Here is a 13,220-nt window from a genome sequence, read left to right as displayed (position 1 = left end):
GCCTCGTTGAACACGTCTTCTAACGCGTCGCTCATATCTAACTCAGTGAGTACCGCGTCGATATCGACCGCGTCTCCCACGGAGGTTCCCTCCTCACGCTTCCGTATCGTAATCACGTGATAGAGATAGGCTACGCGAAGGAGCCAGACTGCCCCTCGACGTCTTCGTCTGATTGGACGCGATAGGACACCCATCCGGAATCAGGTATGACGTGGTGTTTTTCGGCTCGTTCCTCCGCGAGGAGGATATCACGGATTTGCTTGGCGAATGGAATGTCGACGAGCTTGCCACGGTGAACGTGGCCAATCTCCCGTCCAGCGAGGGTAAACTCGCGCCCACCGCCACGGTCGTGGGAATCAACTTCCACACCGGGCCATTCACTGACGGTGGATTCAATTGGATTCATGCACTCGTCTCCGGGTTGGTGTCGATAGCAGATGGGACGAACTGTTCGGCATGGTCAACGACCGCTTCAATGAACTCCTCGAACCGATCTTCGTATGTCTCGTCGATGAGGGTCCCGTCCTCGTCGAAGGCATCACGCACATTCGAGACGGGTAGATCAGGCCCAGGGTGAGCGTTGAACTCCAGTGTGATATCATGGAGATGGCTCAGCGCACGGACGCCGCCGAATCCACCCGCTGATACGGTGACATAGGAGAATGGCTTGTCTTCGTACTCGGGAAACAGGTGGTCGAGCAGGTTCTTCAGCGTGCCGGGAATCGAGTGGTTGTACTCCGGCGCGACGATGACGAGTGCATCCGCCGCCTCGACTTTCTGGCCGAACTCGTCCACGTCAGGGTGCGGGTCGCTGACTGCGTCACGCCGGTTCCTGAACAAGGGAATTTCGTAGTCCTTCATGTCGAACAATTCGACGTCGTGGCCCTTCTCGTGGAATCGGTCAGTGACATACCGGGCAGGATGGATCGACTTTCGACCATCCCGGACAGTTCCCTGTACGACGAGAATTTCAGTGAGAGAGCGGTCATCGGCTTTCAGTCTCCTCCGGTATCGCCACACGGATGAGCACGAGTGCTCGTGGCCTGTTCGTCCACGGTTCCGTTTCGTTGGGCATTAGTGGTGCCATGTGGGAGAAGATGGGCGAACGAACTGTGGAGATTCGGGTGAATACATTCACAACTATGTCGGGACGTCCATAGCCGTACGTCTTTGTGAGGGTGGTTCGTCAGCGTTCAATTTACCTCGAATTCAGAGAGGCACGATAATAGATCCCGTTCCGATTTCACCTTCTCCTCCACGAGACGGTCCTTTATCGGTTGGCATGAGGAAGCCAAGCGGTTCTCGCTCAGATGGAGGTAGCACTGGACGGCTCGTCCCTTCTGTTCACTAACATCTAGTTTATCGAGACCAAATATCGAATGAACGTGCTTGGATCACTCCGAGGCGACTGAGAGTCGGGTGTCGACAAGCGTGAGCATGGTTCACTCGGCGTCCACCGGGGTGTCAAAGCCGTTTTTCGCGGTGAACACTGCGGCGCTCAGTCCCACCGGACCGGCACCGACGATGGCGGCGTCAGTCGTTTCTGACATAGCCGACTAGTAGAAGAGTTTCGTCATATTTATAGTAATCATCTTTGTTTATTTAAGTGGATCGCTACACAACTAGTGGGTACTATGCCCCGCGTACAACTCACATTCGACGCTACGGCGTGCGAAGATCCGCTAGCGGCGATTTCCACCGAGTTGCCCGACGAGGAGTTCACAATACTGTCGAGTCACCCCACGGACGATGGGATCCTCGGGCTTGTCAAAATCGAGACGCCGGAGCCAGCAACTGTTATCCAACACTTCGACGACGCTCCGGAGATGACCTATGAAGTATTGCATCCCGATGCACAGACTGCCATGCTCCAGTACGTGATTCCGGAAACGGAGTCGAATCGCGCGCTTCAGGCGTCGGGAATCCTGCCAGTATTTCCTGCCTACCTGCAGGACGGGTGGTTGTCCGCCGAGCACACCGCCTCACACGAGCGGGCATCTCAATTTCCAGAAGAGATGGAGGCTGCTAGCATCCCGTATCGAATACAGTCAGTAACGCAATCTCTCGATCCAGGCGAACTGCTCACGGATCGCCAACAGGAACTCATCACCGAAGCGGTCGAGCGTGGGTACTACGATAGCCCACGCGGCTGTACCCTCACGGAACTGGCAACGGGGTTCGACGTCAACCCATCGGCTGTGAGCGGGGTACTCCACCGCGCCGAAGAAACGATCGTCAAGGAATTTGTCGGCGATTTAGACCGGAAACAGCGGGACTGGGAGGACGAACAAGAAGATCCCCGCGGATGATGGCGGACGTCGATCATCCGTTCCCCTCTCCCATCAAATAGTGCGGGTTAACGATGACTGGATTTGTCCCCTGTCTACGCTTGGTCGTACAGGATGACGAGGGAAACTGCGTGAACTGTCCCGACGACCGTCATGCTGAGTATGACGCCGAGATGTGGGAGATCAGCGAGCCATCCTGATACGAGTCCGAATACCACGATCAGCGCGAACAACACAACACTGTGACCGCGCGACCGCTGCCAGCTCTCTTTCGGAGCGGCTCGTAGCGGTTCCGCGTGTAGAACGGCGATGGGGAGGAAGAACAGCCGAACTGCGACGAATGCTAATACAGCGAATGCGGCGACTGCGACAAGCAATGAGTTCGGTGAGAAATCTAGATCTATTGCTGAACCCGAGTACTCGAGGAGAGACAGAAGCGAAACCCAGCCAACGTAGGCAATGAACCGCCGTGTACGAAACACCGTCTCGCTCGCACGCGTCATTGTTAGCCACCCGGCAGCGGCGACGACCCCGATTGCAAGGAACTCAAGGCCAGTGGCGTACGCGAACTCGCCGAGTGGCAGGTCGATGAGCGCGTCCAGCGACCGGCTCATCCTTGTTTCTCCCGTTGGATACAGCGAGTACGTAATCTGTAGTGTCGATTCCGAAACAGGCGGCTGCACTGGGAGTGGGTCTTGCTCTCGAAACACGTCAACCAACGTTAGCAGACACCCAGCGACGAGGAATGGTGTCCAGAGAGAGGGGCTCGACCGAAGATCGAAGAGGATCGTCGCGAACGCGGACGGGTCGTTATCGCCTTGTGGTGACTGCTCGTCGGGAGAGCGTTCTGGAGTCGAATTCGAGTGGTTGTCGTCGCCCGGTCCGGTGCCTCGCATCTCGTTCATGCCGTCTCCTCCAGAGCGAGAACGCGGCGTCGGTTCGTCAGATACAATCGTTCATCCCCGATGATCGGTGGTGATAGCGGGACCTCCGACGGTTCGTAGCTGAACTGTTCTGTTCCAGTATCCACGTCGAACGCGTGAAGTGAGGACTTCTGCTCGACTGCATAGACGATGCCGTCGGCGACGACCGGTTGCGTCTCGCCGTGGAACTCCTTCGACCAGTGCAATTCGCCCGTTTCGAGGTCGAGTGCATGGAATTCAGTGTTGCCGTCGCTCAACAGCACTGTGTCGTCCGTTATGGCCGCCGTACCCTCGGTCGCATTCCCGTCGAGGTCACGTTCCCAGATGGAATCACCGTCGTCGGTGTCAAGCAACGCAACACCAGTCCGTGACGTGACGATTATTCCAGCGTCCGATGCCGGCGTACACAGCTGCATCTGGTCGGCACGCTCCTGTTCCCAGAGCAGCGAGCCGTCATCGATATCGTACGCTGAGACTTGGTTTGGCCAATTAGCAACGAATAGCATCTCGTTTTTGATCGTCGGCCGGCCGAACGAGGCCGAGATGACATCGTCCTCCTCAACGGTTACGCGCCAGCGGACTGATCCATCGCTAGCATTCATCGAAGCGATGTCGTTGGTCCCGACGATAGGCGCGTACACAGTCCCTTCGTGGGCGATCGGATCGACGGTCGGGGAGTGCTCAATCGTCGGCCGGTACTCCCCATACGGTGGTCCCTCCCAGCGTTCGCTTCCGATCCCACGATCGGTTCCTGGGACGTCTATCCCACCGCCGGCGTTTACGCCGTATACCCCGCCCGTCGACGTGACGGCGAGTGTCGGTGTTCGATACGGCTCCGCGTCGGCGACGGCGAAACTGGACGTGTACGGACCTCGTCGAACGAATCGTTCGGACCCGTCCTCAACGTTCACCGCGGCCACGCCTGTTCCGACTGCGTAGAGGGTGCCTCCGATCCGGATTGGAGCGCTCGCGCCATGGAACCACGAGGGGGCGTTGTAGACCCACGCAGGTTCAACATCGGATGTCGGTCCCGTCACGTTCGGGTTGTGTCCGGTCCCCGCCGGGTCGTATTGGGACATTAGCCAGTCGCGTTCCGATGTGGTCGTCTCTGCCGGCGTTCCAGCGACGGCAGCGACACACCCGCCGACCGTGATAGCGGCGGCTCCGGTAAGGACACGTCTTCTGGAGGGCATTCGAGTCCGATTTCTACCAGTCACTCCGCCTAATTGGTTCTATCGATCTTGTGAGAGAACTCAACGATCCGGCGTCCAGTTTCGGTTGGAAAGGTTGGATTTTATTTGAGAGAAGATATCGTGAATTATGGCACCCCGTCGCTCTCTCCTCCTCGGAGGAGTTCTCGTGTTCTGCATCCTCCTCGCCGCAACCACGTTCGCGGTTGGCACGCCCGAACCGACGGTCACGTTCGAGAACCAAGACAACGAGACCCACTATGTAACGGTGTATACCGTCTCCGACAAGGACACAGCCGGCTATCTCAACTTTGAGGTGACAACTGACGAAGGAGATCGCAGACTTGTCACGTACGAGGACCTCGTTTGGCCCGGGTACTACGAGAACGTGACGCTTGTTGATGAGGGAGTCAACGCACAGACGTTCGTCGTTGAATCCGACGAGACGAAACACGGAGTCGTTAATGGGTGGTCACAGGGGGATGTGACGGTGTACATTGACGAGCGTGGGCCTAAACGAGAACACACCACCTCCCGCACCGTCACCTGTGGGAGCCGTGGCCAATCACACTCGTTCACACTTCAGGAGTCTGGGGCCGGAAGTTCGATCTCCTGTGCTGGGGGAATCAGTTGGATCTTCAGATGATTAGTTCTCTCGAGAGGCTATTTTGTAATGGACTGAGTTGAAATATTTGATTGTCTCGAATTTCGGTATGTTTTGGTAAGCAGCTCTGACTCAAGCGTTTCCTCATCCATGATGTCTGTTGGTGGATCTAACGCGTCAATCCCGCCATCAGGACGAAGCCGATCATCAGCAATCATTATAGAGGAATTGATAGACCACTCAAGAAGGCACAGTTCTGATGTATCTGTTGAATTCACGTATGAGGGATATACCGTTCTAGTTCAAGATGAGGAAGAGATAAAAATCCATAATTCATCGTCTGTCGAATGGAAATAAGTTAAGAGCTCAGAGGATCGGTCCATCAACCACTAACCAGAGAACCATTTTTAATCCAAATCAGTTCGGACAACCTATTCCGCCAGTTTGTCTTTTTTGTCAGTGATTTGAGTTCTCTCTGGTTATAGTCTGGTAAAGTGAAATTCCCCGAAGTGCTGTTGGTTTATTTGAGCGAAACAGTGTCTGGCACAGGGTAGCTTTATGCCCCCACGAGACCTTCATTATAGATAGTGATGGATAATGGCAGTAACTCCACAAAGTAACGTCGAAATAGTACAAGGTGTGTACGACGGTTTCAACGAGGGTGATATCGACTCGGTCTTGGCGATAATGGCTAATGACATTGAATGGACCGAACCAGACGGCTCTCCGTTTCCCGGGACCTACCAAAGCCCTACTGCGGTGCTAGAGAACGTTTTCCAGCCAGCGATGGGTGAGTTCAAAACCTTCAGGGTCGAACCGAATCAGTTCATTGACGGTGATGATACGGTCGTCGCTTTGGGCATGTTCCGAGTTACGACCGAGGCAGACGAACAGATTGAAAGCCCGTTCGCGCATGTCTACGAGCTCCGCGACAGCCAGATTACCCGGTTCGTGAACTACACGGATACCGCGCTGTGGCAGTAGGCTGCTCCCTTCTTAAACACCTTCTTTCGGGTGAATGCGGTGATGGATACCTAAGCGTGTTGTTCCTTGGTGGTCTATTTCTTGCTGTTCACGGGTTATGGGATGAACAGGCGCAAAACCGCGCCCTTTAGGGCGGGGATACGCGCCGTCACTGTATGACGCCAACCACCGCTGACTACACGGCCGGATATTCCACGCCAACCGACACTATTAAGAAAACACTGTTCATAACCAGTTATGGAGCCAGAAATGAGTCGAACCATCCGAACCTTCGAGGCCACCATCACGAACCAGCGACAGGTTCGTGACGACCTCGACCAACTCGGGTGGGCCGCCTCAAAACTCTGGAACGTCGGTCGCTACTACGCACAAGAACAGTGGGACGAAACGGGCGAGATTCCCGATGACGGGGAACTCAAAGGCGAACTCAAAGGCCACGAACGCTACACGGACTTACATTCTCAATCCAGTCAGCGCGTTCTCGAAGAACTCGCTGAAGCGTTCAACGGATGGTTCGGCAAGCGTCGGAACGGCGACGACCGTGCCCGACCGCCCGGCTACCGCAAAAACGGAGACTCCCACCCACGTTCTACCGTGTCGTTCAAAGCGGCTGGCTTCAAGCACGACGCACAGTTTACCCGTGTTCGTCTATCGAAAGGACGCAACCTCAAAGAACACCGTTCAGACTTCATCCTCTGTGAGTACCAGACTCGTCCCGATGTTGACCTGACCGAGTGGGACATTCAACAGGTTCGCACCGTCTATAAGCGCGACGAATGGCGGCTTCAATTCGTCTGTCGCACCACTATCGACCCGGAACCGCCGGGCAACAAAGTGGCTGGTGTTGACCTCGGGATTTGCAACTTCGCCGCCGTCTCGTTCGGCGGTGACTCCCTGTTGTACCCCGGTGGCGCACTCAAAGAGGACGAATACTACTTCACTAAGATGAAAGCCAAGTGCGACGATTCTTCGTCCCGTGAGGCTACCCGCCTTGACCGGAAGCGGACGGGTCGTCGGACGCACTTCTTGCACGCACTCTCGAAAGCGATTGTCGAGGAGTGTGTCGAACGAGGTGTCGGGACGCTTGTCGTTGGCGACCTCGGCGGTATCCGAGAAGATGACGAGAACGGCGAACCTCGGAATTGGGGCGACCACGGCAACCTCGACTTACACGGCTGGGCGTTCGACCGCTTCACGACGCTTCTCGACTACAAGACGGAAGCGGAAGGCATCAACATGGAGTTGGTGTCGGAACGCGGTACGTCAAAGTCGTGTTCGGCGTGCGGCCACACAGACGACAATCAGCGCGTTGAACGCGGGTTGTACGTATGTGAGAAATGCGATACAGTTGCGAACGCGGACGTGAACGGCGCGGAGAACATTCGGCAAAAGGTACTCCCGAGTCTCGCCACGGATGGCGGTGATAGGGATAACGGCTGGTTGGCACAGCCAGCGGTTCACCTGTTCGACCGTAGTGAGGGCTGTTTCGCCCCACGAGAACAGGTTTCTAACCGTGAACCGTAATATCCCAACGCGGTCGGGAATCCTCGCCCTTCAGGGCGGGGAGGATGTCAATTACGGGGCTGGAAGCTGCGATTACAGCTGTAGAGGAACGACCATCTGAAGAATAAGATTTCAGTAAAATTTGAATAGCTCATTTGATGGCATGCTATCTCTTTCGCCTGTACCTATCAGCAGCCACTACAACCGATACCAGAAATATAGTTTCATCATCACGAGTGCGGTAAGCGTGTAGAAGACGGCTCCACTACTGACGTACGCCGTGGAGTGTGAGATAGTCGTAGTCGCCGAAAAACTCGAGTGAAACCCGTAGCTCTCACTCGACCGGGAGGACGGTAACCTGAGACCGATCTCAAGTGATCCGGGACTGTACTGAGTACGTCAGCAAGAACAAGACGGACTCAAGTCTATCAGCGAAACTGGACGAAGTACACGTGGACAGATTGAAACTGAGTCAGCGATTTCGGGAACTGCGTACCCGAACTGACCACTGCGATTTCTACGAGTGGCAGACAATCTCCGTTATTCCGCTTCTCTGTCGAGTCGGAACGTTGCACGGACTGATTCTGGGAGGGGCGGTCGTGGGGCCGTTTCGTGCCGCTCAATTTTCTCGGGCTTTCGTGTTTTTTGGTGAACGGCTCGCGCCATTGGAACGCCCTTGAGATAGTTGAAATCCCCGAGGATATCGACACCATACTCGGTAAAGCCGTAGAATTCCCACGGCAAGCCACGCTTTTCCTTGTTTGGGGGATACTCGTAGACCCCAAGGATATCCGCTTCCACAAGCACATCCAGCTGCTCTTCGACGGATTTTTCGATTTACTCGGGATGAAATGGTTGATTTCAGCCGCTGACGCGAGGGTTTCCGGGTGTCCCAGGAGTGCCTGAATGATGCTGTGTCGGGTTTCCTGTGATAGCAACTCCATTACTCTCGCTGCCTCTCTAAGGGGTTTTCCTCGCGGTCGGCTTTGGAGTGTGCGGAGATGTCGGCCATGTTGGCTGGACGTACGGTGCCGGGCCACATAAGCACACTCGACCGCACGTATCTCTTCCCGCGGGTGCAGGAGGAACACTACGGTGACGAGCCTCTGCTCACAACAGAAGACACGGTACTTGCTCGGGCCATCGAGCTGGCATATTGCTGATGACCTCGAGAAGGAACTTGCTGCGCTCGCTGAACGCGCTCGTGACCATGGATTAGATGTCTCGACACGGGACCTCGAATCGTACCTAGAGGCCGAACTCGGCGGTCGCATACCGTCATACAGCGGCGTGATAACCGATTCCCTCGTTCATCTTGAATCACTGAACCAGTGCTTTTCGTGGACGACAGAAGAACTCGAAGATCAGTTGTCGAATATCGTAATTAGTCTCGAAGACACACCGGTTCTAACGTACCTTTGTTATCCCTCAACTCGCCATCAATATGGCGTGCTTTCAGATTAGACAGTTCCATTTCCTCGAGTGTAGCTCAAAGAACGTAGAATAGGTAGCTATTTTGCCTATTATACCTATTAAGCCCGTCTGATTTTGAATGTTCCCGACCGAGATGTGGCTCTGTTGGGGCCCTCTTGGTGACCGTTTTGGAACCTCAGCAGTAAGTATAGGTGAGTTCGGAGTAGCTGTCAGTCTCTTTGAGCCAGTTAGTACCAGTCACTCCGTAACGACCGGTTCACAGGCCCACCAATACCGTTATACGCTCTACATTGTACATGGACCAGTTCACAATCAACGGCCACGAAGTCGTAGAGTTGAGAGTGCCTTCCTCTCGCTGACCGCACAGGAGAGCAACGACCAGGGGGTCGGTCTTACTGGCGGGAGATACCGGAACCGGCGACATGCTCGAGTCTGGTAGGGCGTCGGCCCGCGACCAATCGGGAGTCGTGACCACGGAGGGTGACGAATGAAACTCGTCGACGGGCAGGCGATCTACGGCCTCTGGCTGCGCGACGTCAAGCGGTTTCTCCGGACGCCGGCGCGAATCACCGACTCGCTGGCGATGCCACTGCTGTTCCTCGTCTTCGTGGGGTTTGGATTCCAGAGCGCAGCGATTCCGGGGCTCCCGAGGAGATCGAGTAAGTATCTGGCGGACGCCAATCCGCTTACCTCCGGAGTCGACGGCTTACGACCGGCGTGGTCGGGACGTCGTCGTTTCCCGTCCTGGTCGATTTCTGTGCCGTCCTCGTATCGTCGATTGTGATGGTCGTAATCGGCGCGTCACTCTTCGAACGCGTGGAAGCAACCTGATCTGTGGTGCAGCCGGTCAGCGGCCACCGTTTACTCTTTGATGAGATATTCCTCAATGTAACGCTCGAATGCAGCACGGCTGTCTTCGAGTACGTCCTTGTCGTCATTGGTGACCCGAAGCTGCATCGTTCCGACGAGTACGGTCTGGAAGAGCGCCGCCGTTTGCTGGGGGTCGACCTCCTGGAATACGCCCTGTTCGATCCCCGACCGGATTGTATGTGCGACGTGTTTTCGGACGAACTGATCACTCCGGGTAAAATACTCTCGGTAGTCATCGTCGTGTGCTGCCTGTGAGCGAAGTTCGACGACCGCTTGCGTAAACTCGGTAGTCGTTGCGGTGTTTCCGAATCCGAACGTTTGGTCAACGATTTCCTCGATGTGATCGTCTGCGCCCCCTTCTCCATATGCAGGAATCTGTTCCTCGGTCTGGTCCAACATGAACTCGAGGAAATCGAGGAGGAGGTCGTCTTTGCTGTCGTAGTGGTGATACAGCAGCGACTTGCTTTTCGAGAACTCGTCTCCGATCCGCTGGGTCGTGAGATCGCTGTACCCGTGTTTACAGAGCGCGGTGTACGTCGCGCTCATGATGGCGCCACGAGTCCCGCCCGGATCCTCGAGGAACGGTGGGAGTTGCGTCATCGTGATCGCTTCCGATCTTTTCCCGGTATTTCGACGGTGGCTCGATATCGATTCCGATTCTGATTCGATTCCGTGATACCCGCCATGCTGAATACCGCATACTGCTGCTAGCTATAAAAATTGATTGAATGGTCAGTATAGGGTGATGATGATACGGTCCTCATACGCATTTAGAGGAGAAAATCCTATGGGAACTGACTGAATATCCAGTCAATACATGGACGAGAGAACTGATACGGGCGACTGAGACAACAACCTCCAACGGTCGAATCTGGAGGTACTCCTCGCCCAGTATAGCATCGGGGCCACGAACGGTAACAGGTATGCGGAGGTCGGTCTGGCACATGAGTTAGCTCGACCGGATCGCCGAGACGATCACGGAGTAGTTCGCCCGCGCCTACGGCCAGCGACGACGGGCAGCCAGCGGACCAGTCGAACCGAAGCAACGATGAGTGACTAGACAGCAGTGTCTACGGAAGCCCTCAAGAACCCGTCCGACAGGGTCACCGTTCGATCGTCGATTCACTCGTTCGGCTCTGAGGGTAGCCATGGATTCGAGTCGTCGATCGGTTGCTCGACGGTGTACTGAGACCGATGGGTCGGTCAACGATGGTCCCTCATCGAGAACCGCCGTCGATTCGACGTGAACGGCGAGCGTTTCACGCCGCCGTGGCAGCTGCTTCACTTTTCGTCTTTCGTACTACGACGACGAACCGGGATACTGCCGTTGATCGAGTTCAAGTGATCATCAATGGAATTATAGACGATATCTCCCACGAAAGCTAGTGAGAGAGTTGGCCGGATGGGCGTCGGATTCGCTTTGTCTTCGGCCCCTTCGTCGAACTAACTTCTACCTCCCTCTATAAACATAAACATCACGACACCTCCACCATATAGTAGCGTAGGCACATTCATTATATATGACACCAAAAGAACTATGATTGACTAAATAGTCAATTAGCTCATGCAGTCCCCCGATTCAGCTGTCGGAGTGAGCCAGCCACCAGAAGCTATCCGAAGCCGCGAAGGGCAACTCTCGCCATTCGAGTGGTACGCTGAGATGCGTCGAGAGGTCCCGGTTCACTTCGACGAGCAGCGAGAGACATGGGACGTATTTCGGCACGAAGATGTCAATCTCGTACTCAAAGATCACGACGCGTTTACGGCTAACCGCTCCTTGGAAAACGACGAGTCCTCGAGCACCACTGAAGACGATATGCCGATGCTGAAGACGATGATCACTACAGACTCACCGGAACACAATCGACTTCGGGGGTTCGTCGACGAAAGATTCCAACCAGGAGCGATACGGGACTATCAACCGCAAGTGGAGGAGACGATGGAGGGCTTGTTGGACGACCTCGAATGCGAGGAGCAGTTCGACTTCGTCGACGAAGTCGCGATTCCGTTTCCCATCATCGTCATCGCTGAGTTATTGGGAATCCCTGCTGAACGTCGTAATCAGTTCAAAGAGTGGTCGGATGCACTCGTTGCGCGACCTGAAGACGACACCCAAGAGGAGATGCAACGGGTGCAACAGGAACAGCAACAGGCCCAACGAGAGATGGGCAGGTACTTCGCGAAGTTACTGGAAGAGCGCGAAAGAGGCGACGGCGACGACCTCATTACGCTCGCAGCAAACACGGAGGAATTGTCCCGAGGAGAACAGATCGGGTTCTGTATTCTTCTCCTCCTCGCAGGCAACATCACGACGACAAATCTCCTCACAAACGCGATCTGGTCCTTCGAGGAACGAGGGTTGACGGATGCGATTCGCACGGGAGACATCGACCATAAACAGGCCATCGAAGAGGTACTTCGATATCGATCCCCGATCCAATCGTTGAAACGTATCGCCATAGAGGACGTTGAGCTAAACGGCCAGCAAATCCAAGCCGGAGACGTCGTAACGCTCTGGTTAGGTGCTGCAAACCGCGATCCGGAAACCTTCGATGCACCCGAGGAATTCCGGCCCGAGCGGCATCCAAACCGCCACACTGCGTTCGGAACAGGAGTTCACTTCTGCTTAGGTGCACATCTCGCACGGATGGAAGCAGATGTCGCCCTGAAGCAACTACTTGAGCGCTTCGAACAGCTGGATGCAGATTTATCGAATCTCCAGCCGTTGAGCGGCCTCTATGGTCTCGAGTCGCTCCCCTGTGAAGCGAGTAGGAGCACGTAACCCAAAGAATAGCGCCGATACTGCTGAATTTTCGGGCTAACGTCGCACTGGACCGTCTAATCTAAACTAGTAGGGAGGTCAGTCAGTCGGCCGCCTGACCACCGTCGACGGGGAGGGTATGACCGGTAATATATGAGATCGGCGGAACAGAGAAACGCAACTGTACCAGCCATCTCCTCCGGCTCTGCAACGCGCCCTATCGGAACGTCAGTCATTGCCGACGTATCGAACGGCATCAATGTTGGGTCATTCCCATCCCCGGTGAATTAGCTTGGATATCCGTGTTTATCGGGCAAGGCGCTATCGCGTTGACGCGAATCCCTCTCGAGGCACATATCGTCGCGTCTCACCAGTCAGGCGCGAAAAACAACGCTGTAAACACGGATCAAGAAGTCGTGTGGAATCCGACAACGTCGTATCCAGAGACGTCCTACCGTCGGAAACTCTCTGACATGTAGTCCCGGATTCTCTGGTGATTTTGGGTGACGTCGATTACTACCACGAATTCGATTCTGAACGCCTCTCCATCGCACTCAAAGAGACCGAAGACGATGGTATCGAACCAAGCTTCCTCCGAATCGCCTTCTACGTCTTTTACTTGAGATTTTGAATTGCGAAGTCATACTACTACCTACTGGTGAA

Annotated in this window: 11 protein-coding genes and 2 pseudogenes; 7 read left to right on the top strand and 6 right to left on the bottom strand. The window is 55.1% G+C overall.

Annotated elements, in window-relative coordinates; genetic code table 11:
• Positions 1–130: 130 nt before the first annotated feature.
• Together K6I40_RS05535 and K6I40_RS05530 are read right to left on the bottom strand one after the other, a co-directional pair.
• Entirely contained in the window at positions 131–406 is a 276-nt protein-coding gene (locus K6I40_RS05535) for a luciferase family protein (RefSeq protein ID WP_255681662.1), read from the bottom strand.
• Positions 403–1,020: an NAD(P)H-dependent oxidoreductase gene (locus tag K6I40_RS05530; protein ID WP_222914760.1), complete on the bottom strand. Its 618-nt coding sequence runs from the start codon at positions 1,018–1,020 to the stop codon at positions 403–405. The genes K6I40_RS05535 and K6I40_RS05530 overlap by 4 nt, the downstream gene beginning before the upstream one ends.
• A gap of 614 nt (positions 1,021–1,634) precedes the next feature.
• Here K6I40_RS05530 and K6I40_RS05520 point away from each other — a divergent pair.
• Positions 1,635–2,309 (top strand): helix-turn-helix domain-containing protein, encoded by a 675-nt coding sequence (locus K6I40_RS05520; RefSeq protein ID WP_222914757.1) that lies wholly within the window; start codon positions 1,635–1,637, stop codon positions 2,307–2,309.
• A gap of 74 nt (positions 2,310–2,383) precedes the next feature.
• Here the strand turns inward: K6I40_RS05520 and K6I40_RS28035 are convergent, their stop codons facing one another.
• The gene (locus K6I40_RS28035; RefSeq protein WP_255681661.1) at positions 2,384–3,007 is read right to left on the bottom strand and encodes a hypothetical protein; all 624 of its coding nucleotides are present in this window, start codon (positions 3,005–3,007) and stop codon (positions 2,384–2,386) included.
• A gap of 182 nt (positions 3,008–3,189) precedes the next feature.
• Positions 3,190–4,290, bottom strand: coding sequence for a PQQ-binding-like beta-propeller repeat protein (locus tag K6I40_RS05510; protein ID WP_255681660.1), 1,101 nt, complete (start codon positions 4,288–4,290; stop codon positions 3,190–3,192).
• A 280-nt stretch (positions 4,291–4,570) separates the two neighbouring features.
• On the opposite strand from K6I40_RS05510, the gene K6I40_RS05505 reads away from it, so the two are divergent.
• The 5 genes and pseudogenes from K6I40_RS05505 to K6I40_RS05480 all read left to right on the top strand — a co-directional run bounded on the left by K6I40_RS05505 (position 4,571) and on the right by K6I40_RS05480 (position 9,757).
• Positions 4,571–5,047, top strand: coding sequence for a hypothetical protein (locus K6I40_RS05505; RefSeq protein WP_255681659.1), 477 nt, complete (start codon positions 4,571–4,573; stop codon positions 5,045–5,047).
• Positions 5,048–5,602: 555 nt separating this feature from the next.
• On the top strand, positions 5,603–5,989 hold the full coding sequence (locus tag K6I40_RS05495) for a nuclear transport factor 2 family protein (protein ID WP_222914749.1): 387 nt from the start codon (positions 5,603–5,605) through the stop codon (positions 5,987–5,989).
• Between the two features lie 249 nt (positions 5,990–6,238).
• A complete protein-coding gene (locus K6I40_RS05490; protein WP_222914747.1) occupies positions 6,239–7,513 on the top strand; it encodes an RNA-guided endonuclease TnpB family protein in 1,275 nt (424 codons plus the stop codon).
• A 627-nt stretch (positions 7,514–8,140) separates the two neighbouring features.
• Positions 8,141–8,398 (top strand): hypothetical protein, encoded by a 258-nt coding sequence (locus K6I40_RS05485; protein ID WP_222914745.1) that lies wholly within the window; start codon positions 8,141–8,143, stop codon positions 8,396–8,398.
• Between the two features lie 1,015 nt (positions 8,399–9,413).
• Positions 9,414–9,757 (top strand): annotated as a pseudogene (locus tag K6I40_RS05480) (hypothetical protein).
• Between the two features lie 30 nt (positions 9,758–9,787).
• Here the strand turns inward: K6I40_RS05480 and K6I40_RS05475 are convergent.
• Positions 9,788–10,396 carry a TetR/AcrR family transcriptional regulator gene (locus tag K6I40_RS05475; protein ID WP_222914743.1) on the bottom strand — a complete coding sequence of 203 codons (609 nt, stop codon included), beginning with the start codon at positions 10,394–10,396 and terminating at the stop codon, positions 9,788–9,790.
• 964 nt (positions 10,397–11,360) lie between these two features.
• Between K6I40_RS05475 and K6I40_RS05470 the strand changes: the two genes are divergently transcribed.
• A complete protein-coding gene (locus tag K6I40_RS05470; RefSeq protein WP_222914741.1) occupies positions 11,361–12,578 on the top strand; it encodes a cytochrome P450 in 1,218 nt (405 codons plus the stop codon).
• 82 nt (positions 12,579–12,660) lie between these two features.
• Here K6I40_RS05470 and K6I40_RS28030 read toward each other — a convergent pair.
• Positions 12,661–12,909, bottom strand: a pseudogene (locus K6I40_RS28030) (SDR family oxidoreductase); the annotation flags it as partial.
• Positions 12,910–13,220 lie beyond the last annotated feature (311 nt).

The sequence above is a fragment of the Natrinema sp. SYSU A 869 genome, from assembly GCF_019879105.1.
Classification (GTDB): domain Archaea; phylum Halobacteriota; class Halobacteria; order Halobacteriales; family Natrialbaceae; genus Natrinema.
This window is presented reverse-complemented; position numbering and strand designations above follow the sequence as displayed.

Bases quoted from the DNA above. Each gene is read 5' to 3' on its own strand.
- K6I40_RS05535 (WP_255681662.1), bottom strand. From the start codon at position 406: ATGAATCCAATTGAATCCACCGTCAGTGAATGGCCCGGTGTGGAAGTT.
- K6I40_RS05520 (WP_222914757.1), top strand. From the start codon at position 1,635: ATGCCCCGCGTACAACTCACATTCGACGCTACGGCGTGCGAAGATCCG.
- K6I40_RS05510 (WP_255681660.1), bottom strand. From the start codon at position 4,290: ATGTCCCAATACGACCCGGCGGGGACCGGACACAACCCGAACGTGACG.
- K6I40_RS05495 (WP_222914749.1), top strand. From the start codon at position 5,603: ATGGCAGTAACTCCACAAAGTAACGTCGAAATAGTACAAGGTGTGTAC.
- K6I40_RS05490 (WP_222914747.1), top strand. From the start codon at position 6,239: ATGAGTCGAACCATCCGAACCTTCGAGGCCACCATCACGAACCAGCGA.
- K6I40_RS05475 (WP_222914743.1), bottom strand. From the start codon at position 10,396: ATGACGCAACTCCCACCGTTCCTCGAGGATCCGGGCGGGACTCGTGGC.
- K6I40_RS05470 (WP_222914741.1), top strand. From the start codon at position 11,361: ATGCAGTCCCCCGATTCAGCTGTCGGAGTGAGCCAGCCACCAGAAGCT.